Annotated in this window: 23 protein-coding genes; 6 read left to right on the plus strand and 17 right to left on the minus strand. The window is 68.6% G+C overall.

Annotated features, from left to right (window positions below; all coding sequences use genetic code 11):
• Positions 1-51: 51 nt before the first annotated feature.
• Positions 52-1,017: a quinone oxidoreductase family protein gene (locus AC5RVG_RS12975; RefSeq protein ID WP_494014150.1), complete on the plus strand. Its 966-nt coding sequence runs from the start codon at positions 52-54 to the stop codon at positions 1,015-1,017.
• 119 nt (positions 1,018-1,136) lie between these two features.
• On the opposite strand, the gene AC5RVG_RS12980 is transcribed toward AC5RVG_RS12975, so the two are convergent.
• The 3 genes from AC5RVG_RS12980 to pheS form a co-directional block, all read right to left on the minus strand.
• The gene (locus AC5RVG_RS12980) at positions 1,137-1,847 is read right to left on the minus strand and encodes a 4'-phosphopantetheinyl transferase family protein (protein ID WP_494014151.1); all 711 of its coding nucleotides are present in this window, start codon (positions 1,845-1,847) and stop codon (positions 1,137-1,139) included.
• Between the two features lie 83 nt (positions 1,848-1,930).
• The gene (gene pheT / locus AC5RVG_RS12985; protein WP_494014152.1) at positions 1,931-4,474 is read right to left on the minus strand and encodes a phenylalanine--tRNA ligase subunit beta; all 2,544 of its coding nucleotides are present in this window, start codon (positions 4,472-4,474) and stop codon (positions 1,931-1,933) included.
• A gap of 4 nt (positions 4,475-4,478) precedes the next feature.
• Positions 4,479-5,549 carry a phenylalanine--tRNA ligase subunit alpha gene (gene pheS / locus AC5RVG_RS12990; RefSeq protein ID WP_494014153.1) on the minus strand — a complete coding sequence of 357 codons (1,071 nt, stop codon included), beginning with the start codon at positions 5,547-5,549 and terminating at the stop codon, positions 4,479-4,481.
• 108 nt (positions 5,550-5,657) lie between these two features.
• Between pheS and AC5RVG_RS12995 the strand changes: the two genes are divergently transcribed.
• On the plus strand, positions 5,658-6,113 hold the full coding sequence (locus AC5RVG_RS12995) for a hypothetical protein (RefSeq protein ID WP_494014154.1): 456 nt from the start codon (positions 5,658-5,660) through the stop codon (positions 6,111-6,113).
• 63 nt (positions 6,114-6,176) lie between these two features.
• Positions 6,177-7,205 (plus strand): Rv2578c family radical SAM protein, encoded by a 1,029-nt coding sequence (locus AC5RVG_RS13000; RefSeq protein WP_494014155.1) that lies wholly within the window; start codon positions 6,177-6,179, stop codon positions 7,203-7,205.
• A gap of 53 nt (positions 7,206-7,258) precedes the next feature.
• Here AC5RVG_RS13000 and AC5RVG_RS13005 read toward each other — a convergent pair whose 3' ends face one another.
• The gene (locus AC5RVG_RS13005; protein WP_494002379.1) at positions 7,259-7,705 is read right to left on the minus strand and encodes a (deoxy)nucleoside triphosphate pyrophosphohydrolase; all 447 of its coding nucleotides are present in this window, start codon (positions 7,703-7,705) and stop codon (positions 7,259-7,261) included.
• A 207-nt stretch (positions 7,706-7,912) separates the two neighbouring features.
• Between AC5RVG_RS13005 and AC5RVG_RS13010 the strand changes: the two genes are divergently transcribed.
• Positions 7,913-9,118, plus strand: a complete 1,206-nt coding sequence (locus tag AC5RVG_RS13010; RefSeq protein WP_494014156.1) for an MFS transporter — start codon at positions 7,913-7,915, stop codon at positions 9,116-9,118.
• A 33-nt stretch (positions 9,119-9,151) separates the two neighbouring features.
• Here the strand turns inward: AC5RVG_RS13010 and AC5RVG_RS13015 are convergent, their stop codons facing one another.
• From AC5RVG_RS13015 to infC, 4 genes are all read right to left on the minus strand, one after another.
• A complete protein-coding gene (locus tag AC5RVG_RS13015; RefSeq protein WP_494014157.1) occupies positions 9,152-10,078 on the minus strand; it encodes a TrmH family RNA methyltransferase in 927 nt (308 codons plus the stop codon).
• 45 nt (positions 10,079-10,123) lie between these two features.
• The gene (gene rplT, locus AC5RVG_RS13020; protein WP_494014158.1) at positions 10,124-10,819 is read right to left on the minus strand and encodes a 50S ribosomal protein L20, sunset domain variant; all 696 of its coding nucleotides are present in this window, start codon (positions 10,817-10,819) and stop codon (positions 10,124-10,126) included.
• A 116-nt stretch (positions 10,820-10,935) separates the two neighbouring features.
• The gene (gene rpmI, locus AC5RVG_RS13025; RefSeq protein WP_493977772.1) at positions 10,936-11,130 is read right to left on the minus strand and encodes a 50S ribosomal protein L35; all 195 of its coding nucleotides are present in this window, start codon (positions 11,128-11,130) and stop codon (positions 10,936-10,938) included.
• A 145-nt stretch (positions 11,131-11,275) separates the two neighbouring features.
• Positions 11,276-12,322 (minus strand): translation initiation factor IF-3, encoded by a 1,047-nt coding sequence (gene infC, locus AC5RVG_RS13030; RefSeq protein ID WP_494014159.1) that lies wholly within the window; start codon positions 12,320-12,322, stop codon positions 11,276-11,278.
• Positions 12,323-12,661: 339 nt separating this feature from the next.
• Here infC and AC5RVG_RS13035 point away from each other — a divergent pair, with 339 nt between their 5' ends.
• Positions 12,662-13,081: a DUF1844 domain-containing protein gene (locus AC5RVG_RS13035; protein WP_494002384.1), complete on the plus strand. Its 420-nt coding sequence runs from the start codon at positions 12,662-12,664 to the stop codon at positions 13,079-13,081.
• Positions 13,082-13,182: 101 nt separating this feature from the next.
• Here AC5RVG_RS13035 and AC5RVG_RS13040 read toward each other — a convergent pair whose 3' ends face one another.
• The 7 genes from AC5RVG_RS13040 to AC5RVG_RS13070 form a co-directional block, all read right to left on the minus strand.
• Complete coding sequence (locus AC5RVG_RS13040; protein WP_494002385.1) at positions 13,183-14,031, minus strand: SseB family protein; 849 nt, start codon at positions 14,029-14,031, stop codon at positions 13,183-13,185.
• Positions 14,032-14,040: 9 nt separating this feature from the next.
• Complete coding sequence (gene priA / locus AC5RVG_RS13045; protein ID WP_494014160.1) at positions 14,041-14,781, minus strand: bifunctional 1-(5-phosphoribosyl)-5-((5-phosphoribosylamino)methylideneamino)imidazole-4-carboxamide isomerase/phosphoribosylanthranilate isomerase PriA; 741 nt, start codon at positions 14,779-14,781, stop codon at positions 14,041-14,043.
• A gap of 48 nt (positions 14,782-14,829) precedes the next feature.
• The gene (locus tag AC5RVG_RS13050; protein WP_494002387.1) at positions 14,830-14,991 is read right to left on the minus strand and encodes a hypothetical protein; all 162 of its coding nucleotides are present in this window, start codon (positions 14,989-14,991) and stop codon (positions 14,830-14,832) included.
• Positions 14,992-14,993: 2 nt separating this feature from the next.
• Complete coding sequence (gene hisH, locus AC5RVG_RS13055; RefSeq protein ID WP_494002388.1) at positions 14,994-15,635, minus strand: imidazole glycerol phosphate synthase subunit HisH; 642 nt, start codon at positions 15,633-15,635, stop codon at positions 14,994-14,996.
• On the minus strand, positions 15,632-16,249 hold the full coding sequence (gene hisB / locus AC5RVG_RS13060; RefSeq protein WP_494002389.1) for an imidazoleglycerol-phosphate dehydratase HisB: 618 nt from the start codon (positions 16,247-16,249) through the stop codon (positions 15,632-15,634). The genes hisH and hisB overlap by 4 nt, the downstream gene beginning before the upstream one ends.
• Positions 16,250-16,303: 54 nt before the next feature.
• On the minus strand, positions 16,304-17,413 hold the full coding sequence (locus tag AC5RVG_RS13065; RefSeq protein WP_494014161.1) for a histidinol-phosphate transaminase: 1,110 nt from the start codon (positions 17,411-17,413) through the stop codon (positions 16,304-16,306).
• 72 nt (positions 17,414-17,485) lie between these two features.
• On the minus strand, positions 17,486-17,839 hold the full coding sequence (locus tag AC5RVG_RS13070) for a LysM peptidoglycan-binding domain-containing protein (protein ID WP_494014162.1): 354 nt from the start codon (positions 17,837-17,839) through the stop codon (positions 17,486-17,488).
• 296 nt (positions 17,840-18,135) lie between these two features.
• Between AC5RVG_RS13070 and lexA the strand changes: the two genes are divergently transcribed.
• On the plus strand, positions 18,136-18,885 hold the full coding sequence (gene lexA, locus AC5RVG_RS13075) for a transcriptional repressor LexA (RefSeq protein ID WP_493977762.1): 750 nt from the start codon (positions 18,136-18,138) through the stop codon (positions 18,883-18,885).
• Positions 18,886-18,996: 111 nt separating this feature from the next.
• Here the strand turns inward: lexA and AC5RVG_RS13080 are convergent, their stop codons facing one another.
• The gene (locus tag AC5RVG_RS13080; RefSeq protein WP_494014163.1) at positions 18,997-21,036 is read right to left on the minus strand and encodes an ATP-dependent DNA helicase; all 2,040 of its coding nucleotides are present in this window, start codon (positions 21,034-21,036) and stop codon (positions 18,997-18,999) included.
• Positions 21,029-22,570: a GTPase HflX gene (gene hflX / locus AC5RVG_RS13085; protein ID WP_494014164.1), complete on the minus strand. Its 1,542-nt coding sequence runs from the start codon at positions 22,568-22,570 to the stop codon at positions 21,029-21,031. Before hflX ends, AC5RVG_RS13080 begins: the two co-directional genes overlap by 8 nt.
• Positions 22,571-22,841 lie beyond the last annotated feature (271 nt).

The raw sequence follows: 22,841 nt of genomic DNA on the forward strand, positions 1-22,841 counted from the left end.
CAGATTCCACCGCCGGCACCGACTGTCCCGAGTACCTTAAGGAGACCCTACATGGCCAAGGCGATCGTGGCCGCCGCACCCGGCGGTCCGGAAGTACTGCAACTGCGCGAGGTCGACACCCCCCGGCCCGGCCCGGGCCAGCTGCTGGTCAAAGTTGCCGCGGCGGGTGTGAACTTCGTCGAGACCTATGAGCGCAGCGGCGTCTACAACGTCCCGTTTCCGTACACGCCCGGCTCCGAAGCCGCCGGCACGGTCGAGGCCGTCGGCCCGGGGGTCGACGGCTTCGCCCCCGGTGACCGCGTCGCCTTCGCCGAGGGCGACCGCACCTACGCTGAGTTCACCGTGGTCTCCGCCGACGCGGCGCTCCCGGTGCCGGAAGGCGTGGACGACGACGTGGCGGCCGCCATCCCGCTGCAGGGCATGACGGCGCATTACCTCATTAACTCCAGCTTCAGGGTCCAGCCGGGCCAGACCGTACTCACCCATGCGGGTGCCGGCGGAGTAGGCCTGATCCTGACGCAGCTGCTCAAAGCCAAGGGCGCCCGCGTGATCACCACGGTGTCTACCGACGAAAAGGAAGAACTGGCCCGCAGCGCCGGGGCGGATGAGGTCCTCCGCTACGACGGCTTTGCAAAGCAGGTGCGCCAACTGACCGCCGGCACCGGGGTGGACGTGGTGTACGACGGCGTCGGCAGGGACACCTTCGACGGTTCGCTGGCCAGCCTGCGCACCCGCGGCATGCTCGTGCTCTTCGGCGGCGCGTCGGGCCAGGTGCCGCCGTTCGACCTGCAGCGGCTCAACCGGGGCGGCTCCTTGTTCGTCACCCGCCCCAACCTCGCCGACCATCTGCTCACGCCGCAGGAGCGGCGCTGGCGCTCCAGCGAATTGTTCGACGCCGTCCTGTCGGGCCGCCTGGACATCCGGATCGGCCGGACATATCCGCTGGCCGAGGCGGCGCAGGCACACGAGGACCTGCAAGCCCGCCGCACCACGGGCAAGCTGCTGCTGGTTCCGTAAGGGCGGCCCCCGGTTGCCGTCGACGCTCGCCCTCGCTGCCGGCGCCGGCGGTCCCGGCGCCGGCGGAGGAGGAAATTGCCGCGGACGGGGAGGGCGGGCGGAGCGCCTGCCCTCCCCGTTCAGCCCTGGACGGCCGCAGTTTCCCGGTAGGTGATTTTCGGGTCGGCCGACCCGCCAACGGCCAGCGCCGCGGCGAGGCCGGGCGGCGCTTCCCCGCCGGCATCCGCGAGCGTGAGGTCCAGCAGTTGCAGCCCGGGACGGTCTCCCGCTTCCCCGGGCCAGCCGGACAGCTGGGGTTCGCCGTCCGCACCGGCGACGCCGATCGTATCGGGCGGCAGCCGCAGGCCGTGGCCGGTCGACTTCAGCACGGCCTCTTTCCTGGTCCACAGCCGGGCCCGCAGCAGGCGCGGGTCGGCTGCCTGCTCCACCAGGGTCCGCTCCGCGTCCGTGAGCATGACGGCGTCGATGTTGTCCTCCGGCCGAAAAGCGTCCGCCCAGGCGTCTTCGATGTCGACTCCGAGCAGCACGGGCCGGAAGGACAGTGCGGCCAGCAGCCAGCGGCCCGAGCGGGCGTAGCTCAGGCGGGCGGGGGCCGGGGCGCCGTCCAGCAGCAGGTGCGGCTGGCCATGCCGGCCATCGTTGCCCCGCGTGCATTGGCGGCAGTCGAAGGCGAGCCGCATCCGGTCGGGGTCGACGTTCAGTTCCCGCGCCGCCAGCAGGCGGACGGCTTCGCGGGTGTGGGCGCGGACGCTGGGGCGCCGGTCCGGCCCGCTGGCGGCCGGGAACCCGTTTGGCAGCTGCACCAGCTGCAGTATCACCTGGGCCTTCATGCGTTCCTTTTCCCTTTCCCCCACGACGGCGGGGCCCACCTGCGTCGGTGGGCCCCGCCGTCGTCATTCATGGCAGTAACCGGTTACCGCTGAACGGCACCGCAGCGGGCTGCGGCCAGCTCCACGGCCTGGGCCCGTGCCGCGGAGGCCTCGTCGGCGGTCAACGTGCGGTCATTCGCCCGGAACCTGAGCCCGAAGGCCAGCGACTTCTTCCCGTGCTCGATCCCGGGGCCCGCATAGACGTCGAACAGGGCCACATCTTCCAGCAGTTCACCGGCGCCTTCACGCAGCGCCTCGCGGACTGCTTCGGCCGGAACCGACGAATCGACGACCAGCGCTACGTCCTGGGTGGAGACCGGGTAGGTGGACAGATGCTTGGCCACAATCACATCGGCGGCGGCCTCAAAGAGTGCCTCGCCGTTCAGTTCCATGGCGGCAGTCCGCGCCGGCAGGTCCCCATCCTGGAGCAGCTTCGGATGCAGCTCGCCGGCGTAGCCGACGACCTCGCCGGTGCGCAGCGACAACTGCGCGGTCCGGCCGGGGTGGAAGGCCTGGTGGTTCCCCTGGGCGACGACCAGTTCAATGCCGAGGACGTCGCCGACGGTCAGTGCGGCGTCCAGTGCGTCCGACCATTCCCAGTGGCGGGGCGTGAACCCTGCGCCCGGTGCCGCCTCGTGTCCGATCAGGACCGCGGCCACGTGCCAGGGCTGGTCCGGGATCCCGGCCTGCAGTTCCTCGAGCACCTCGTCCGACGGCCTGGCGCCCAGCGGGGGCAGGACCGGAGACCCGATCTTGTCGCCGGGCAGGAACACCAGGCCGCCTTCGTACAACGCCAGATCGCGGAAGCCGCGGGAATGGTTGCGTCGTGCAGTCTCCAGCAGGCCCGGCAGCAGGCTGGTGCGCAGGTACCCGAATTCGGCGGAGATCGGGTTCGCCAGCTTGACGGCGGCCGCTCCGGAGCCGGCCTCGGGAGTTCCGAACGTTTCGTTCTGCCCGGTGGAAACGAAGGGGTAGCTGAGCACCTCGGTCAGGCCGGCGTCGGCCAGGGACTGCAGCACGCGGCGGCGCTGCTGCTGTCCACGGGACAGGCCGCGCCCCGGCGGAGCCACCGGCAGGGTGGCCGGAATCCGGTCATAGCCCACCAGCCGGGCGATTTCCTCGACCAGGTCCTCCTTGATGGCCAGGTCGGGCCGCCAGCTGGGCGCCGTGACGCGCAGGCCGCCGTCGTACCGTTCGAAGGAAGCGCCGATGCCGGTCAGGGCGGATTCGATCTGCCCTGCCGTGTACTCGAAGCCGATGAGGCGGGAGGCGAAACCGTCGGGCAGGTCGATCTCGACAGGTGCCGGACGTGACCCGACATCCGTCGCGGCGGTGTCGGCCGTGCCGCCGGCGAGTTCGACCAGCAGGTCCACGGCGCGCTGCGCCGCCTCATCCGCAATTTCCCAGTCCACTCCGCGCTCATTGCGCTTGGACGCCTCGGACGGCAGCTTGTGGCGGCGCCGGGTGCGGCCCATGGAGACGTCGTCGAAATGGGCGGACTCAATCAGCACATTCGCGGTTCCGTCCCCGACCTCGGTTTCGGCACCGCCCATCACGCCGGCCAGACCGATGGCGCCGCGGTCATCCGTAATCAGCAGGTCCTCGGTGGAGAGCCGGCGCTCCTTGCCGTCCAGGGTCACCAGGGTCTCGCCCGGATTGGCCCGGCGGACCACGATCGGGCCCTGGAGTTTGTCCGCGTCATAGAAGTGCAGCGGCTGGCCCAGTTCCAGCATCACGTAGTTGGAGATGTCCACAACCAGCGAAATGGAGCGCATGCCGGCCAGGCGCAGCCGGGAGGCCATCCACTGGGGCGTGGGCCGCGACGGGTCGACGCCGCGGACCGTGCGTGCCACGAAGCGGTCGCAGCCGGGCTTGCCGTAGACCGGTGACTGATCTTCGAGCCGGACGGGGTGGCCCTCGCCGGCCGCTTCGGGAACAACGACGCGGCTGGCCGGGTCGACGAATTCGGTGCCGGTGGCCAGCGCGTATTCACGGGCCACCCCCCGAATGGAGAAGCAATAACCGCGATCCGGCGTCACGTTGATCTCGGCCGCCTCGTCGGTCAGGCCGAGCAGTTCCATCGCGTCGGTGCCGATCTCCGGGTCGAGTCCCAGCCGGGAGAGCACGATGATGCCGTCGTGGTCCTCGCCGATGCCGAGCTCTCGGGCGGACGCGATCATGCCGGCGGACGTGTGCCCGTAGGTTTTGCGCGGGGTGATCCGGAAATCCCCCGGCAGCACCGCGCCGGGCAACGTCACCACGACTTTGTCGCCCACCTCGAAGTTGTGGGCTCCGCAGACGATGCCCTGCACGCCGGATGGGTCGATGCCGTCGCCGCTGAGCGGCTGGCCGGCGCCTTCGGGCGCCACACGCACCTGGCACCAGTTAATGGTCTTGCCGTTTGACTGCGGCTCCTTGACCAGGTCGAGGACCTGTCCCACCACGATCGGTCCGGAGATCGAATCGGACGGACGGTGGACGTCCTCTTCTTCGAGTCCGACCTTGACGAGGTCGGCCATAACGTCCTCGGCGGTGGCGTCTGCGGGAACCTGCGCGTACTCGCGCAACCAGGAAAGGGGAATACGCATAGTTCTAGATCTCCATCCCGAAGTGCTGGCTGAAGCGGATGTCGCCTTCGATCATGTCGTGCATGTCCGGGACGTCGTTGCGGAACATGAGGGTGCGTTCGATGCCCATGCCGAAGGCGAAACCGGAGTAGACCTCCGGATCGATGCCGGCAGCGCGCAGCACATTGGGGTTGACCATGCCGCAGCCGCCCCACTCGATCCAGCGGGGGCCGCCCTTGGCGCCCGGATGCCAGATGTCCATCTCCGCCGAGGGCTCGGTGAACGGGAAGTAGGCCGGGCGCAGGCGGATCTTGGCCTCGGCGCCGAACATCTGCCGCGAGAAGTGCTCCAACGTGCCGCGCAGGTCGGCCATCGTGAGCCCCTTGTCCACGGCCAGTCCTTCAAACTGGTGGAAAACAGGCGTATGGGTCGCGTCCAGTTCATCGGTGCGGAACGTCCGGCCCGGGCACAGCACGTACACGGGCAGGTCCCGTTCCAGCATGGAGCGGACCTGCACCGGCGATGTGTGGGTCCGCAGCACCAGGTGCGCCTCGGGCGGTTCCACGAAGAAGGTGTCCTGCATCTCCCGTGCGGGGTGGTCCGGCTTGAAGTTCAAGGCGTCGAAGTTGAACCACTCGGATTCCACCTCCGGCCCCTCGGCGATCTCCCAGCCCATGCCGACGAAGATGTCGCTGACCCGTTCCTGCAGCGTGGAGAGCGGGTGCCGGGCACCGGCGCGGCGGCGGCGCGGAGCCGCGGTAACGTCCACTGCCTCCTCGACGAGGATCTGCGCCTCCCGTTCGGCCTCCAGTTCGGCGGTGCGGGCGGCCAGCGCCTGGTTGATGCGCCCGCGGGCCGGACCCACGATCTTGCCGGCAGCCGCCTTGTCCGCCTTGGCCAGCTTGCCGATTTCGCGGTTGGCCAGGCTAAGCGGGGACTTCTCGCCGGCGTGGGCGAGCCGGGCAGTCTTGAGCCCGTCCAGGTCGGAGGCAGCCTTGAAAGCCATCACCGCCTGCTCGACGGCGGCGGCTACCGCGGCTTCGTCGAGGGGGCTCGGCACGGGTGGCTCCTGGGCTGGGGGTGTCACGTCAGACATGTGCTGTGGGGACCTCGGAATAGGTTAAAGGGTTTCCGCCCGCGTACGGGCAACCAGTCCAGTCTAGTTCACGGGCCGGCACCGACCCGAAACGCTTACGATGGGCCCATGACGCCGTCCGAGAAGCTGCGTGCCGCCTGGAACCTGCTCAACGGCTCCACCCTGTTGGGGCTGACCCTCGCCGCCGCGGTACGCTGCAGCCTTCATCCCGGACCCCATGGCCTGATCCTGGCCCACGGCTTTCGGCCCGGGCTGCCGAAGGCCGCTGCCTTTACCGTGGGCAACGTGGTGCTGTTCCGCGACGCTGCGGCCGGGCTGGCCGGCAATCCGGTGCTGCTGGGCCACGAATCCCGCCACAGCAGCCAATATGCCTGGTGCCTGGGCCTGCCGTTCCTGCCGCTGTACGGCTTCGCTGCCGCCTGGTCGTGGTGGCGGACCGGCGACCCGGCGTCCCGGAACATCTTCGAGCGGCTGGCCGGGCTGCAGTCGGGCGGCTACAAGGAGCGGCCGGTGCGGCGGAGGCCTGGGCGGCGCGGCTCGCGGCCCGTACGGACGGCCGGCTGAATTTCCTGCGGAAGACCCCTCCTGCCCCTGTCGCCTGGTTCGAAGATGTGTTCTACTTAAAGCATGAGGTGGTCCTCCCAGCAAGCGGAACCAGGCGCACTGCTCCCGTTGTCCGGACTCGTCCGGAGCGTCCAGACCCCCGGTTTCGCCGGCATCACATTCCATGAGGTCATGGCCAAGTCGGCGCTGAACCGCGTGGGCGCCGGCTCGCGGATGCCGTTCGAATGGACCATCAACCCCTACCGTGGCTGCAGCCACGCGTGCGTGTATTGCTTCGCCCGCAAGACGCACAGCTACCTCGATTTGGACACCGGGCTGGATTTTGACAGCCAGTTGGTGGTCAAGGTGAACGTGGGCGAGGTCCTCCGCCGCGAGCTTGCCAAACCGTCGTGGAAGCGCGAACACGTGGCCATGGGCACCAACACCGATCCTTACCAGCGGGCCGAGGGCCGCTACAAGCTGATGCCGGAGATCATCAAGGCCCTGGCCGGGTCAGGAACCCCGTTTTCGATCCTGACCAAGGGCACCTTGCTGGCCCGTGACCTGCCGCTGCTGCGTGCGGCGGCCGGGGACGTCGAGGTCGGCATGGGGATTTCGCTCGCCATGACCGACGCCGGACTGGCGCGCCGTGTGGAGCCGGGAACACCCACGCCGCGTGCCCGGCTCGAGCTGATCGCCAAGCTCAGCGACGCCGGCCTGCCGTGTTCGGTGATGGCCATGCCGATCCTGCCCTGGCTGACGGACTCGGAGGACGCGCTCGACGGGCTGTGCGCGGCCGTTGCGGCAGCCGGGGCCACCAGCATGACGGCGGGCGCGCTGCACCTTCGTCCCGGCGCCAGGGAATGGTATCTGCAATGGCTGGCCAAGGAATACCCGCAACTTGTGGGCAAGTACCGCCGCCTCTACGACGGCGGCACGTATGCCGCCAAGGACTATCGGGTCTGGCTGGCGGACCGGGTCCGGGAAGCCAAGCGCCGGCACGGATTGGAAAACGCTGCCCGGCTGCGCGACGTGCCCGTGCGGCCACCGGCGGAAAGTCCGGCAGCGCCGTCGGGCACGCCGGCCGCAGCGGGACAGGCGACGTTGTTCTAAGTGTCCGGGCAACGCTTCGGCCCCGGCAGGACGACGGGTTCCGGCGGGAGCCGTTACGCGGGACGGGCGGCGGTGCGGCCTGCAGCGGTCAGCACGGCTTCGAGGATCGGAAAATCGGCGGGAATCCACGGCAGGGCCGCGGCTTCTGCCGCCTCCAGCCGGACCCAGCGCAATTCGTCGTGGTCTTGCAGCGGCTTCGGCAGCCCGTCGGTAATGTAGGCACACCATACGCGCATGGCCGCCGCCTCATTCAGCGGCCAGCCCTGCGGGAGCGGACCGGAGACTTCGACTCCCAGCTCTATTCCGACCCCCAGTTCCTCGCGGATTTCGCGGCGCAGGGCGTCTTCGCAGCTCTCCCCCGGCTCCACCTTGCCGCCGGGAAACTCCCACAGGCCGGCCAGCGCCTCCGGCGCGGTGCGCCGGGCGGCCAGTAATCTGTTCGGGGCGTCGCGGGCGTCGAGGATGGCTGCGCCGACAATCTGTTTCAGGCTCGTTTGCACGCGGTTCAGTCTACGGGGCGGGTCCGGCCCGGTTCCCACGGCCCCGGACTATGCCGCAGACCACAGGCCACACGGGTCCGGAATGGGATGCCGTGCCGTCGCGTTGCCGTACAGTGGCAGCCGGTGCCCGCAACTGCCGCCCGTGCCCAGGCCCCGGCATGCAGGCTTGCGCCGGCGCCCAGTTGTCCGTCCGACCGAAAGCCGATCATGAATTCCCCGACACTCGTCACCGCACGGAGGCAGACCGAAAACCGCCGGACGGCGTGGGCCATCGTCGCCTTGGCCATGGGCGGCTTCGGCATCGGCACGACGGAATTTGCCATCATGGGCCTGCTGCAGAATGTGGCGGCCGGCCTGGACGTCTCCATCCCGGAGAGCGGGCACCTGATTTCCGCCTATGCCCTGGGCGTGGTGGTCGGCGCGCCGCTGCTCGCAGCCCTCGGAGCCAAGCTTCCGCACAAGTACATGGTCCTGGGGCTGATGGTCCTGTTCACGCTCGGGAACCTCTCGTCGGTGTTCGCGCCCGACTACGCCACGATGCTGGCCACCCGGTTCATTTCCGGCCTTCCGCACGGCGCCTATTTCGGCGTGGCCGCCGTCCTGGCCGCCTCGCTGGTCTCGCCGACCCGCCGCGCGCAGGCGGTCGCCATGGTCATGCTCGGGCTCTCGGTGGCCAACGTCGTCGGCGTCCCGTTGGTCACCTGGCTGGGCCAACAGTACGGCTGGCGGCTGATGTTCGTGGCCGTGGGCATCGTCGGCGCGGTGACGATACTGATGCTCCAGCGCCTGGTTCCCTTCACCCCCGCGCACGCGGAGGCCGGCATCCGTCGGGAACTCGGCGCCCTGAAACGGATCCAGGTCTGGTTGGCGCTGTTGATCGGCGTGGTCGGCTTCGGCGGATTTTTCGCGGTGTATTCCTACATCAGCCCGACCATGACCGAAGTGACAGGCCTGGCCCCGGCCGCCCTGCCGCTGATTGTCGGCCTCTACGGCCTGGGCATGGTCGTCGGCACCTTCATCGGCGGCAAGTTGGCGGACCGCTCGGTGATGGGGACCATCTACCAGGTGATGGCGGCGATCATCGTGATTCTGGTGTTCTTTTGGGCGGCCTCATCCATTGCCGCCCTGGCGATTCCCCTCGTGTTCCTCCTGGGGGCCGCAGGATCGAGCCTGATCCCGGCCCTGCAGACACGCCTGATGGACGCCTCCCCCAACGCCCAGACCCTGGCCGCCTCGCTGAACCATTCGGCGTTGAACATGGCCAATGCCCTCGGCGCTTTCCTGGGCGGCCTCGTGATCTCCTGGGGCTGGGGATATGCCGCGCCGGCGCTGGTCGGCGCCGGGCTGGCATCCTTGGGGCTGGTCATCGCCGCTCTCAGCGGGGCGCTCGAGAAACGGCGCAGCCTCGCCTGAGGCGCATCTTGCGGCGGGCCGGCCGGCCAACAGCTACCCTGCAGGCCCGCGTCGACGCTGGGACCTCGCGGAGGCGTACAGGCAGACGGTGGCCGCCGTGCCGACGTTCAAGCTTTCGGCCTGGCCGTAAACCGGCACGGCGACCCGATGGTCCGCGGCGGCCAGTTCTTCCGACGACAACCCTTGGGCTTCGTTCCCAAAGAGCCAGGCGGTAGGCGCCGCGAGATCCGGCAGGCTGCCGGCCACGCCCTCGTCCCCGGCCGCGGGAGTTTCTCCCAGCCGGGCCAGGGCGCTGCGGTCCTGCAAATCGTCCAGATCGATGGTGCCGTAGCCGTCAGCTGCCAGCATGGTTGCGCCGGCGGCGCGCACGGCCGCCGCCACGTCACCGAAATCGTGACCGTTCACCACCGGAAGGTGGAAGAGTGATCCGGCCGTGGAACGGACGGCCTTGGGATTGTAGATGTCCACGCTGGAGTTGGTCAGGATCACGGCATCGGCGCCGGCGGAATCGGCCGCCCGCAGGATGGTGCCGGCGTTGCCCGGGTCCTGCACCCGGACCATGACCGCCAGCAGCCGGGGTTTGCTTTGCAGGACCTCGTTCAGCGGCCGGTCCAGGTAGTGGCAGACGGCCACGATCCCCTGCGGGTTGACCGTGTCTGCCATTGCCGCCAGCACCGCATCGGTGGCCAGCCGCAGCGGCACGCCGTCGGCGAGGTCCGCCAGTTCAGGCGACCGGTCCAGGCAGGCTTCGGTGGCGAAGACCTCGGCCACGATGCCGCTGTTTCCGGCGCCTCGATGCGCCCGGTGGGCGGACAGGGCCTCGCGGACAGCCTGCGGGCCTTCGGCCAGGAATTGGCGGCGCTTTAAACGCACCGAGCGCCCGGCAAGCTTTGCCACATCCCTGACCCGATCGGCTCGGGGGTTGGACATGATGGCTTGCGGGCGCCCGGTAGTGCTCATACAGCGACTATAACGTCGCCACATAAGCGTTTATGCATCCGGTGCTTATTCGGCAACCTTCTGGCGGGCCTCGCCGCCGGCGGGCTCGAAACCGGCAGCCTTGGCGGCCTCCACGGACTCGAACCAGTACACGGGAGTGGTGTTCTCGTACCAGGTAGAGCCCGGGACGTGGTACTTCTTGGACTGGTTGCCCTTGATGGTGTAGCCGGCGGGAGCGTCCTCGCCGTCAACAGCCTTCACGGCGCCGGCAACTTCTCCGCCTTCAGCGGCGGGCGCGGCAGCCTTGGCGGCGGCCGGAGCGGTCTTGGCGGCGGCCGGAGCGGTCTTGGCGGCGGCGACAGGCTTGGCGGCGGCGGTCTGGCGCTCTGCCGGAGCCGAAGTGTCGGCCGGCAGGGCGTCCTTGGCTACCTGCACCAGAGCGGCGAAGGCGCCGGCGTCGGACACGGCCAGCTCGGCCAGCATGCGGCGGTCGACCTGGACCTCGGCGGCCTTCAGGCCCTGGATGAGGCGGTTGTAGGTCAGGCCGTTGGCGCGGGAGGCAGCGTTGATGCGCTGGATCCACAGGCGGCGGAAATCACCCTTGCGCTTGCGGCGGTCGCCGTAGCTGTACACGAACGAGTGCAGCAGCTGTTCCTTGGCCTTGCGGTACAGGCGGGACCGCTGTCCGCGGTATCCGGCAGCCCGGTCCAGGATGACCCGGCGCTTCTTGTGGGCGTTGACCGCCCGCTTCACACGTGCCACGTGCGTACTCCTTTTGATGATTGGTGCCCGGTGCTCGGCCGCCGCGATCGGCGGCCGGGGGCAAAACTAGCTGGATGGCCCTTGCGGCGTCGCCGCGCGGACCAGAGGGGGGAAAATCAGATGCCGAGCATCTTCTTGATGTTGCGCACGTCGGCCGGAGCAACGATCTTGTCACTGGCAAGGCGTCGGGTCAGCGTGGAAGGCTTGTGCTCCAGGTAGTGGCGGCGGTTGGCCTGCTGGCGCTTGAGCTTGCCGCTGCCGGTGAGCTTGAAGCGCTTCTTGGCGCCGCTGTGGGTCTTCTGCTTCGGCATGGCTGCCGTTCTCCTTACGTCTCCTCGGGTCGCTGCCGACCGTCGGCTCGTGCGGTGCCGCAAAACGGGCACCGGCGGTTTACTTGTCTACCGGCGCCGGACACTGAACGGTGCCCGGCGGTTGCCGGATGCTCTCTGTACGGTCTTAGTTCTTGGAACCGGACCGGCCAGCAGGTTTGGGTGCTGCGGGCCGCGCTGCCGGCTTGGGCCGGGCGGCGGGCTTGGGTGCTGCGGGCTTGGCCTCCGTGGCGGGCGCCGCGGGCTTCGCCGGAACCGATGGCTTGGCCTCGGCCGCCGGCTTAGCCTGCGCGGCAGGCTTCACCTGAGCCGCTGGCTTCACCTGGGCGGCTGGCTTCGCTTGGGCGGCCGGCTTGGCCTGGGCGGCAGGCTTGGCCTCGGCTTCCGGCTCGACCGCAGGCGTGGCCTCGACCTCAACCTCGGGCTCGGCCGCGGCCGCAGCCTCGGCTTCCGGCTGCTCCGCGGGCTCGGCCTCGGGCACAACCTCAACCTCAACCGCAGGCGAGGCATCGGCCGGCGCAGGTGCTTCGGCGGTTTCCTCCGGCTGGTTTGCCATTGCGGCAAGGCCTTCCGGCATAAGGTCGCCCAGGCTCTGCGTCAGCGGGTCCTGGTCGGCGGAGGTGTCCACCTTCTGCTTCTTGGCCTCGTTCGTTGCCTTCGCGTCGGCCTTCTGCGCGGCCCTGCGGGCTTCCGCCTTGGCTTCGGCCTTGTTCTTGGTCGGGCCGATCACCATGACCATGTTGCGGCCGTCAATGCGGGGAGTCGATTCGATCACGCCGACCTCGGCGACGTCCTCGGCGAACTTCTGCAGAAGGCGGATGCCCATTTCGGGGCGCTGCTGTTCGCGGCCGCGGAACTGGATCATGGCCTTGACCTTGTCGCCGGCTGCGAGGAACCGCAGCGCGTGGCCGCGCTTGGTCTCGTAGTCGTGCTTGTCGATCTTCAGGCGGAACCGGATCTCCTTGAGCACAGTGTTCGTCTGGTTCTTGCGCGCCTCACGGGCCTTGACCGCAGCCTCGTACTTGTACTTGCCAAAATCCATAAGCTTGCACACCGGAGGCTTTGCCTGCGGTGCGACCTCAACCAGGTCAAGATCCGATTCCGTGGCCAGGCGCAGGGCATCCTCAATACGGACGATCCCAACCTGTTCGCCGTTCGGTCCGACTAACCGCACCTCGGGAACGCGGATACGATCATTGATTCTTGGCTCGCTAATGTGTGGCTCCTGTCACTAATATCGGCTGCCGCTTGCAATGAAAGAAGGCCCCCCATTGCAAACGCAATCGAAGGCCTCGAAGTGGCGGCAGGCGGAAACAAGCTAGGGTTCCACCGGCTGGCCCGGGCACCTCACGCGAGGGTTTCCGGCTACAGCCTGCCGACCTGGACCCGGCAGCTCTGGCTAGCCATACCGACGGGTGGGAGAGGACTCCGCTTGCAGATCGGATCCTGCTCCGCACGTGCTGTGAGGCACATAAGTAACGGGATCCAATTGGTCTGTGACAAGCTTACCAGTATGAGCAGCTCAGATAACAATCCGCAGACCGACGGCCACCGCCACAGCTTCGCGCCCGACGCCGGTCCTGCCTCCAGCCAGGAACAGGAAGTCCTGGGCCAGATGCGCGACATCGCCGAAGTACCGGCCGTGGAAGTCATCACCACCGCGGCAGTCCATCTGATGAGCGCCGCCGCGGTTAAGTGCGGCCTGGCCGCCGGAGACGACGCCGAAGAGCTCAAGGACCTGGACGAAGCCCGCAAGCTGATCACCGCCTTGGCGGGGTTCGTCACCGCTGCCGCGCCGGAAATCGGCAGCCAGCATGCCGGCCCGTTGCGCGATGGCCTCCGGTCCCTGCAGCTCGCCTTCCGCGAAGCATCGGTCATCCAGGACGATCCGGGCAAGGGCCCGGGCGAGAAGTTCACGGGTCCGGTCAACTGACCGGCCCGGGCTCCCAGAACTGAACAAGGACGACGCCGGTGCCACGCACCGGCGTCGTCCTTTGTCTTTGCGCTTCTGGTTGCGGCGTTCGCCGGCGGGGTTCAGCGGGTGAACTTCAGCTCCAGCGAATCAACCCGCTCGGCAAACTCTTGCCGGGACTGGAGCCGCTGTTGGATCCGTCCCGCCAGGGCGCCCAACTCCTCGCGCCCCAGCCCGTCCCGCACCTGCAGGACCAGGCGCAGCTCCGGGCCGTGGCCGCCGCCGGCCACGACGGCTCCATCTGCCGCCCGGACCGCGATCCCGGTCCCGGGCTCCACGAACGAGGCCATAACCGCCTCCTCGCCGCCCGTGGCCTCGGCCACCCACTCCAAGAGCGCCGGATCGCGGTAGGAGGGCACCCACTCGTGCTGTTTGGCCAACGCCCACACTGCCGGCCGCCGGACAACGAACGTCAGGGCGGCGCCCGGATCCATAACCATCAGTTCGGCGTCTTCGGACACGGCCGCCAAGGCCGCCCGCGGCGCCTCCACGGCGACCGGCCGGGCCTGGGGATGCCAGGCTTCCAGGGCGGCCGTGTTACTGAACACCGGCAGCGCCCGGCGCCCATCCGGCGCCTGCAACGTCACCACGGCCATGTCGGCCTGTTTATCCGCTGTCAGGCCGTGGCTGCCCTCGGCCTCTTCTCCCAGCGTCGCCACGATGGGCACGAAAACGCGGGCGTTCGCCAGGGCAGCCACTACTTCCGCTTCGCCGCCGGTCCCGGCGGCAAGCCATTGCAGCGCCGCCTCGTAGCCGGGATCCGCGCTGCCGTCATCGTGGTCGAACTGGTGGAGCGGGTTTCCTTCACCGCTCAGGTCCCGTCCGGCCCAGCTTTGGCCGGCCGAGTCCCCCGCCCCGCCGGCTCCCGCCAGCGCGGCGGCGATATGGGCGGGCAGTTGCTTCTTGCCCATGCTGGTCCCTCAGCGCCGTCCCGCAACATCGAGGGCTTCGGGCAGCGTGAACTTGCCCGCGTACAGTGCCTTGCCCACAATCGCTCCCTCGACTCCGGCCGGAACCAGGCCGCGCAGCGTCCGCAGGTCATCCAGGCTGGAGATTCCGCCCGAGGCAACCACCGGCTTGTCGGTCCGCTCGCACATCTGCCGGAGCAGATCCACGTTGGGTCCGCGCAGCGTCCCGTCCTTGGTCACATCGGTGACCACGTACCTCGAGCAGCCGGCGTCTTCGAGGCGGGCCAGCACCTCCCAGAGGTCGCCGCCATCCTGCGTCCAGCCGCGGGCCGCGAGCGTGGTGCCGCGGACATCGAGGCCGACGGCGATGGCGTCACCGTGCCGGGCAATGGCGCGTGCTGTCCATTCCGGGTTTTCCAGCGCGGCGGTGCCCAGGTTGACACGCGCGGCCCCGAATTCAAGCGCGCGCTCCAATGACGCGTCGTCGCGGATGCCGCCGGACAGCTCCACCTTGATTTTCAGCTCGTCGGCGACGCGGCGCAGCACTTCCGTATTGTTGCCCCGGCCGAACGCCGCATCGAGGTCCACCAAGTGCACCCATTCCGCCCCGTCGTTCTGCCACGCCAGCGCAGCCTCCAGCGGATCCCCGTAGCCGGTCTCGCTGCCGGCTTCGCCTTGGACCAGCCGGACGGCCTGGCCGTCGGCAACGTCGACCGCGGGCAAAAGTTCAAGGATGGAGGTTTGGTTCGTCATGGTTCTTCCGCTTTCTGCGCGCCGTCAGCGGGCGCGGGATGGGTGTGGTTACTCGGCCGGTCCGAGGGTGAGCAAGTAGGCAGCCAGCAGCGACAGGCCGGCCAGGATCCAGAAGACGATCACCAACCACTTGGGCAGCCGCTGCTGCCGGAACGAGATGGCGCCGCCGGCCAGCAGCCCGGCCAGGCCCATCAGGAGGATGCTGCCCATGGCTACCTCAGCGTCTTCAACCAGTTGCGCAGCAGCTCCGCGCCGGCGTCTCCGGACTTTTCCGGATGGAACTGGGTAGCACTCAGCGGACCGTTTTCAACGGCCGCTATGAACGGGGCGCCGTGCGTGGACCAGGTCACCAGCGGCGGCGTCATCGCGGGTTGGGTGACGTCGAAGTTCCAGTGCTGCACACCGTAGGAGTGCACAAAGTAGAAGCGCTCGTCTTCTATCCCGGCAAACAGCCGGCTGCCCTCTGCGGCGTCCACGGTGTTCCACCCCATGTGGGGCACGACCTCCGCCGGCAGCGCTTCCACGGTTCCCGGCCATTCCCCGACGCCCTGCGTGCGGACGCCATGTTCCACGCCTTCTTCGAACATGACCTGCAGGCCAACGCAGATTCCCAGCACGGGCCGGCCGCCGGCCACCCGGCGCCCGATCCAGCGAAGCGCGTCCACGGACTTGAGCCCCTGCATGACCGTGGCGAAGGCGCCGACGCCGGGAACCAGCAGGCCGTCTGCGTCGAGGACGTCGTCGGAGGCATGGCTCAGCGTGACGTCGGCACCCACGTGCTCCAGCGCGCGGACTGCCGAGCGGACGTTCCCGGAACCGTAGTCCAGTACGGTGACCTTGGGCGCAGCCGTCACAGGGCTCCCTTCGTCGAGGGAATGCCCTCGACACGTGGATCGGCTTCGACGGCGGCGCGGAGTGCCCGGGCGAAGGCCTTGAACTGGGCCTCGACGATGTGGTGGGGGTCCCTGCCGCCCAGCACGCGCATGTGCAGGCAGATCTGGGCGTGCAGTGTGATCGATTCGAACACGTGGCGGGTCAGCGATCCGGTGAAGTGTCCGCCGATCAAGTGGTACTCCTGGCCTGCCGGTTCTCCCGTGTGCACCAGGTAGGGCCGGCCGGAGATGTCCACGACGGCGTGGGCCAGCGCCTCGTCCAGGGGCACCGTGGCTTCGCCGAAACGGCGGATCCCGGCTTTGTTGCCCAGCGCTTCCTTCAGGGCGTCGCCGATGGTGATGGCGACATCTTCGACGGTGTGGTGCGCGTCGATGTGCGTGTCCCCGCTGGCCTTCACGGTCAGGTCGACGAGCGAGTGCTTCGCCAGGGCGGTGAGCATGTGGTCGTAGAACGGCACGGTGGTGCTGATCTCGGAACGGCCGGTGCCGTCGAGGTCCAGTTCAACCAGCACGGACGACTCGCTGGTGATGCGTTCGAGGCGTGCGGTACGTCCGGTGGTGGTTTCCACGGTCATGGGAGTCCTTTGACGAATTGGTCGACCGGCACGAGCCGGTTCGCTCTTACTAGTTTAGGAGACGGGGCTCGCCACGAGGGCCTTGATGCCGTTGAGGAAGGCTGTGGTCTCGGCCTCAGTGCCGGCGGTTACCCGCAGATGGCCCGGGATCCCGACGTCGCGGATCAGCACGCCGGCTTCCAGCAGTCCCTGCCACACCGAGCGGGGGTCCTCCAGCCCGCCGAAAAACACGAAGTTTGAGTCGGACGGCGCCGGGTCGAGTCCCAGCTCGGCCAGCCCGTCGACAATGCGGTCCCGTTGCGCCTTGATGTCTTCGACGTTGGCCAGCAGCGCATCGGCATGGTCCAACGCGGCCAGGGCCGTTGCCTGCGTAACGGCGGAGAGGTGGTAGGGCAGGCGGACCAGTCGCAGCGCATCGGTAATCTGCGGTGCGGCGGCGAGGTACCCGACCCTGGCGCCTGCCAGCGCGAAGGCCTTGCTCATGGTGCGGGAAACGATGAGCCGCTCCCGCCCCGGCAACAGTGTCAGCGCGCTCGGCGTTCCGGCGTGGGCGAACTCGGCGTAGGCCTCGTCCACGATCACGATGGCCTTGGAGGCTTCCCCCGCTTCATACGCCGCCTCCACGACCTCAAGGCCCAGGGCGGTGCCCGTCGGGTTGTTCGGGGAGCAAAGAACGACCACGTTTGCCGCGGAGCCGGCCACAGCGGCGGCGGCAGCGTCCGGGGACAGCGTGAAGTCTGCCCCCCGCGGAACGGCCACATAATCCGTGTCCGTCCCGCTGGCCAGCAGCGGGTACATGGAATAGGTGGGCGGGAAGCTCAGCAGGGTGCGGCCGGGGCCGCCGAAGGCCTGGAGGATTTGCTGCAGGACCTCGTTCGATCCGTTGGCGGCCCAAATGTTCTCTGCGGTGAGGCCGTGCCCCAAGTAGCGGGCCAGCGCCGTCCTCAGCTTCGTGAACTCGCGATCCGGATACCGGTTCAGACCCGCGGCAGCCTCGCTGACGGCCGAGACGATGGCCTGACGGACAGCATCGGGCAGGCCATGGGTGTTTTCGTTGACGTTCAGGAGGACGGGAACCTCCAGCTGGGGCGCACCATAGGGCTCCAGGCCCCGGAGATTTTCCCGCAACGGCAGGCGGTTCAGGCGTTCTAACTGCTCACTCACCGATCCAGTTTAAGCTTCGGCCCGCCCGGGGCAGGAATCGGGCGGGCCGAAGCAGCTCATATTACGGCTGCCTCAGCGCGCGGACGGGACCAGCAGCTGCTGCCCGGCGTGGACGATGTCCCCCTGCAGGCCGTTCAATTGCGCGATCTCGAAAATGACATCGTGGGGGTTGCGGTCCGGCGCGGACTGCACTGCTATGTCCCACAGTGACTGGCCGCTGCCGACCGTGACGGTCGCCGCCGGCCCCGGCCCCAGCCCCCCGGCGGCGGCCATTGCCGGAGCAGTGAAGAAACCGATCAGGGTCAGGGCTGCGGCCGCGGCGAGCATCAGCGGCAGGCCGATCAGCAACAAACGGCCGCGGCGGGTCAGCCGCAGGCCTGTGCTGGTACGAAGGCCGGCGGGCTGCGGTGCGAGCTGGGCGGACATGGTGCCACCTTTCCGATATTCGATCTATTTCGGCTGGTTTCGATCGTCTTGCAACGGTATTCGAACGTATCTTCGAATACGTCTTCTACAGTTTTAGCACTGGTGATCGAACATTGTCGAGACTCAGTCGAACAAATGTTTGAAATTCGCTACCGCCTCGCCTAGCGTTGTAAGCGTCGGGCGGCAGTAAGAGCAGTGCATCAGCCGCCACCGACAAAACAGTTGAGACAACAGTCCATGTGCGGTTCCGCTACGGCGCCGGCGCAGGGACCACTACGGGGAGACCGGGGCCGGACATGTCGGAAGAGACCACCACCACTGCCGGAGCGAAGCGACGCGGCCGGCCCGTCAAAGTGGGGCGCAGCCTGACGCCGAGGCAGAAGAAGATCCTGGAAACCATCCAGCGCTCCGTCATGTCCCACGGATACCCTCCGTCCATGCGCGAGATCGGTGACACGGTCGGTCTGGCAAGCCTGTCCAGCGTCACGCACCAGTTGGCCCAACTGGAGAAGATGGGCTACATCAGGCGCGACCCCAAGCGTCCCCGTGCCATGGAAATCCTGACCCCGCTGACACTCGAGCACGGGGGTGTGGAAATCGTCGGAGTTGATGAACCGCAACAGCTGCGCAGCTCCAGCGGCGTCGCCGTATCCGAGCTGACCACGTCATCCGACACGGCGATGGTGCCGCTGGTGGGAAGGATCGCAGCGGGCGGGCCGATCCTGGCGGACCAGGCGGTCGAGGACGTCATGCCCCTGCCGCGGCAACTGGTGGGACACGGCGAGTTGTTCATGCTCAGGGTCTCGGGCGATTCCATGATCGATGCGGCCATCTGTGACGGCGACTGGGTCGTGGTCCGCCAGCAGCACACGGCCGAGAACGGCGACATCGTGGCGGCACTGCTCGACGACGAAGCAACGGTCAAGACCTTCCGGCAGCGCGACGGCCACACCTGGCTGTTGCCGCAGAATACCCAGTACGAACCGATTCTTGGCGACCACGCAACCATCATGGGCAAGGTTGTCTCGGTGATGCGGGCCCTCTGACGCGCCCGGTCTCCCCGGTCCGCGCTGCAGCCACCCCGGGATCCCCTGCCCGCACGGGCGGTCCCCGCGCAGGGCCCCGCTCGCTCCGGAACGGGCGTGCCCCCAACCCGTTCAGGCTGAGGCCGTAGCCAGCCTTTCCAAGACCTGGCGGGCCGTGGCGCCGTCCTTGGTACTCCAGAAGGGCGGCAGGGCGCTGCGGAGGAAACTCCCGTAGCGCGCCGTCGCCAGCCGGGAGTCCAACACGGCCACCACTCCACGGTCGTTTGACGCGCGGATCAGCCTGCCGGCTCCCTGGGCCAGCCGCACGGCCGCATGGGTCGCCGAGACCGTCATGAAACCGTTTCCCCCGGACTGCGCCACGGACCGGGTTCGGGCAGTCGTGAGCGGGTCATCCGGCCGGGGGAACGGAATCCGGTCGATGACCACGAGCCGGCACGCGGAACCGGGAACGTCGACGCCCTGCCAGAGCGTCATGGTGCCGAACAGGCAGGTGTCGGGCTCTTCGGCGAATTGGCGGACCAGCGCGCCCATCGACGATTCGCCCTGGCACAGGATGGTCAGGTCGGTGCGCCCGCGCAACTCGGCCGCGGCTTCTTCTGCCGCACGCCGCGAGGAGAACAGGCCCAGGGCGCCGCCGCGCGAGGCCAGCAGCAGCTCCTCGAGTTCATCGAGCTGTTCCGGGCTGGTGCCCCGGCCCGGCTTCGGCAGATGCGACGCCACGTAGAGCACGCCCTGCCTGGGGTAATCGAAGGGGCTGCCCACGTCCACGCTGGAATAGGCGGGCGCGCCGGCTCCGAGCAGTCCGAGCGACCCGGCGACGGCATCGAAGGTCCCCCCGACCGACAACGTCGCCGATGTCAGCACAACGGTATGGTCGTCGAACAAGCCCTCACGCAGCCGGGACGCCACCGAGAGCGGCGCTATGTTCAACGTTGCCGGCTGGTCGTCATTGGCGGCGTAGTCGCCGGCCTCGCCATAGGTGCTGGGACGGGTCGCCCAGATGACCTCCCGGGAGTCCGGAGCGGACAGCAGCCGTTCGGCCAGTTCCAGCACGGCCGCGAGCCGTGAGCGCGCCATCTGCCGTCCGCCGTCCGCTGCCCCCGCACCCTCGGGCTTCGAGTCGGAGAGCGCCGCGCGGGCCGCTTCCCGTACCTGCGCGAGAACCAGCTCATGCTCCTCGCGTAGGCCGGCCGCCAGCAGGCCGGTGGGCACCGACTGCAGGACGTCCTCCAGCGCATCGGCGGCGGAGTTCAAAGGCTCCACGCTGATCCCCGTGTGTTTGCGTGCCGTCGAGGCGGCGGTACGCACCATGGCGGCGGAGAGTTGCCCCGCGACGGCGCTGGTGACGCGGTCCTGCAGCTCATGGGCCTCGTCGATGACCACCACGTCATAGTCCGGGAGTACCGCGACGCCCTCGAAGGCGTTGATGGCCAGCATGGCATGGTTCGTGATCACGATGTCTGCCTCCGCCGCGCGGCCCCGTGCCAGTTCGCTGAAGCACTCGGCGGCCAGGGGACACTTCTGGGCGCCCAGGCACTCCATGGAGCCGACGGAGACCTGCCGCCAGGCCCGATCGCTGACACCGGGCACCAGTTCATCCCGATCCCCGGTTTCGGTCTCGTGCGCCCACTCGCGCAGGCGCACGACTTCCTTGCCCAGCGCGCCCGAGGCGCCGGAAGCCGACGCTGCGCCGGCCGGAGAAGGATGCGGCACCGCGTCCTCGCCGAGGCTGAACAGCGCCGCCGGCGCGTCCTCGTCCGGAAAGCCGCCCGCGAGCTTGTGCAGGCAGAGGTAATTGTTCCTGCCCTTGAGCAAAGCGACGTCCAGCGGCCTGGGCAGCTCGTCGGCGACGGCCTCCAACAGCCGGGGCAGGTCCCGCTTGACGATCTGCGATTGCAGCGCCAACGTTGCCGTGGAGACGATCGCCGGCTTCTCCCCCTCCAGCGCCTGGACCATGAGCGGCACTAAGTAGGCCAGCGACTTGCCGGTGCCTGTGCCCGCCTGCACCAGCAGGTGTTGCCGGCGCTCGAAGGCCTCGGCTACTTTCGCCGCCATCTCGTGCTGGCCGGCACGGTGCTGCCCGCCCATCTCCTGTACGGCGACGTCAAGCAGCCGCAGCGCCTCACCGGCGGGAACCTGGAGGTCAGTCATGCCGGAGGAACTGTTCCAGCTCCGATGCCAGGCCCTCGCGCACCATCACGTCGAGCCGCGTGCCGTCCCCGCCATGCTCCATGGAGAGGATCTCGGCGTCTTCATTGTGCAGGCGGCTAATCACTTCGCCGCGGTCGTAGGGCACCAGCAGCTGCAGCTTCACACTGGGCCGCGGGATTGTCTCGCTGACGAGCCGAAGCAGCTCATCGATGCCCTGCCCGGTCCGCGCCGAAACCACGACGTGCCGCGGTTCACGCTGGCGCAGTCGCTCGACCACGAACGGATCGGCGGCATCGGCCTTGTTCAAGACGACGATTTCCGGAATGTGCCGTGCTTCGATTTCGGTCAGCACCTCGCGCACCGCGGCGATCTGGCCCTCCGGGTCGGGATGCGAGACGTCGACGACGTGCAGGATGACGTCGGCGTCGGCAACCTCCTCCAGGGTGGAGCGGAAGGCTTCCACCAGCTGCGTCGGCAACGACCGGACGAACCCTACCGTGTCGGCGAGCGTGTAACCGATACCGTCCGGTGTTTCCGCCCGGCGGACGGTCGGATCCAAGGTGGCGAAGAGCGCGTTCTCGACCAGCACACCCGCATCGGTCAGGCGGTTGAGCAGCGACGACTTGCCGGCATTGGTGTAGCCGGCGATTGCCACCGACGGCACGGCATTGCGGCGGCGGTTGGCGCGCTTGGTTTCCCGTGCGGGCTTCATGGCGGTGATCTCCCGGCGCAGCTTCGCCATCCGGGTACGGATGCGCCGGCGGTCCAGCTCGATCTTCGTCTCACCGGGCCCGCGGGAACCAATGCCGCCGCCGGCCGCCCCCACCCGGCCGCCGGCCTGCCGGGACATGGACTCGCCCCAGCCTCGGAGCCTGGGCAGCAGATACTCAAGCTGGGCCAGCTCTACCTGGGCCTTGCCTTCGCGGCTCTTGGCATGCTGCGCGAAAATGTCCAGGATGAGCGCGGTGCGGTCAATGACCTTGACCTTCACGATGTCTTCCAAACCGCGGCGCTGCGACGGCGACAGCTCGCCGTCGACAATGACAGTGTCGGCGCCGGTGGACATCACAATGTCGCGCAGTTCCTGGGCCTTGCCGGAGCCCAGGAAAGTCCCCGGATCCGGCTTCAACCGGCGCTGGACAATACCGTCCAGCACCTCGGAGCCGGCTGTCTCGGCCAGCGCTGCCAGCTCCCGCAAGGAATTGTCGGCGTCGTCGGCCGTGCCTTCGGTCCAGAGACCGGCGAGGACAACGCGCTCCAGGCGCAGCTGCCGGTACTCAACCTCGGTGACGTCCTCAAGCTCGGTGGACAGGCCGGCTACGCGCCGCAGGGCGCGGCGTTCCGCGAGGTCCTGCTGGTCGCCGTCGAATTCGGAATGCTCGGCATCAAGTTCGGAGAGTGCCTGGGCTCTGCCGCCGACGCCCTGTTTGCCTCGCGCCGCGGTGTCGCGGGCCAGGATTCGGTCGATGACCGCCTGGATCTCGTCAGGCGTCATTTCCGGTTCCGGTGTCGGCTGGGGGTTGTTGGTGGTCATGCTCTCCTTCGAAATGTCCGTGGTCTTATCGTAGTCCTCCGGGATGCGGCCGGCAGAGCCCGAAGATGCAGTTTGTGGATGATTCGCCAAAAGTCCTCCTGGCATGGGCCCGGGCGCTGCCGGGCGGGAAAGGCGGGGCTGCCGCCCGGCCGGGCGGCAGGGCAAGCAGCGGGTGCCGGGGACCGCCGCAGCCCTTGCGGCGGCTGCGGCACCGGATCAGAAGGGACTCGAGTGAGCCTTCGGGAACGGTGATTGCCCGGCGGCCGGGGAG

It is taken from the genome of Arthrobacter senegalensis, from assembly GCF_059091765.1.

Bases quoted from the DNA above. Each gene is read 5' to 3' on its own strand.
- priA (WP_494014160.1), bottom strand. From the start codon at position 14,781: ATGACGAACCAAACCTCCATCCTTGAACTTTTGCCCGCGGTCGACGTT.
- pheT (WP_494014152.1), bottom strand. From the start codon at position 4,474: ATGCGTATTCCCCTTTCCTGGTTGCGCGAGTACGCGCAGGTTCCCGCA.
- AC5RVG_RS13070 (WP_494014162.1), bottom strand. From the start codon at position 17,839: ATGTCCGCCCAGCTCGCACCGCAGCCCGCCGGCCTTCGTACCAGCACA.
- AC5RVG_RS13080 (WP_494014163.1), bottom strand. From the start codon at position 21,036: ATGACTGACCTCCAGGTTCCCGCCGGTGAGGCGCTGCGGCTGCTTGAC.
- AC5RVG_RS13040 (WP_494002385.1), bottom strand. From the start codon at position 14,031: ATGGGCAAGAAGCAACTGCCCGCCCATATCGCCGCCGCGCTGGCGGGA.
- hisB (WP_494002389.1), bottom strand. From the start codon at position 16,249: ATGACCGTGGAAACCACCACCGGACGTACCGCACGCCTCGAACGCATC.
- AC5RVG_RS13010 (WP_494014156.1), top strand. From the start codon at position 7,913: ATGAATTCCCCGACACTCGTCACCGCACGGAGGCAGACCGAAAACCGC.
- AC5RVG_RS13015 (WP_494014157.1), bottom strand. From the start codon at position 10,078: ATGAGCACTACCGGGCGCCCGCAAGCCATCATGTCCAACCCCCGAGCC.
- AC5RVG_RS13035 (WP_494002384.1), top strand. From the start codon at position 12,662: ATGAGCAGCTCAGATAACAATCCGCAGACCGACGGCCACCGCCACAGC.
- lexA (WP_493977762.1), top strand. From the start codon at position 18,136: ATGTCGGAAGAGACCACCACCACTGCCGGAGCGAAGCGACGCGGCCGG.
- AC5RVG_RS12980 (WP_494014151.1), bottom strand. From the start codon at position 1,847: ATGAAGGCCCAGGTGATACTGCAGCTGGTGCAGCTGCCAAACGGGTTC.
- rpmI (WP_493977772.1), bottom strand. From the start codon at position 11,130: ATGCCGAAGCAGAAGACCCACAGCGGCGCCAAGAAGCGCTTCAAGCTC.
- AC5RVG_RS12995 (WP_494014154.1), top strand. From the start codon at position 5,658: ATGACGCCGTCCGAGAAGCTGCGTGCCGCCTGGAACCTGCTCAACGGC.
- hflX (WP_494014164.1), bottom strand. From the start codon at position 22,570: ATGACCACCAACAACCCCCAGCCGACACCGGAACCGGAAATGACGCCT.
- AC5RVG_RS12975 (WP_494014150.1), top strand. From the start codon at position 52: ATGGCCAAGGCGATCGTGGCCGCCGCACCCGGCGGTCCGGAAGTACTG.
- AC5RVG_RS13050 (WP_494002387.1), bottom strand. From the start codon at position 14,991: ATGGGCAGCATCCTCCTGATGGGCCTGGCCGGGCTGCTGGCCGGCGGC.
- pheS (WP_494014153.1), bottom strand. From the start codon at position 5,549: ATGTCTGACGTGACACCCCCAGCCCAGGAGCCACCCGTGCCGAGCCCC.
- AC5RVG_RS13000 (WP_494014155.1), top strand. From the start codon at position 6,177: ATGAGGTGGTCCTCCCAGCAAGCGGAACCAGGCGCACTGCTCCCGTTG.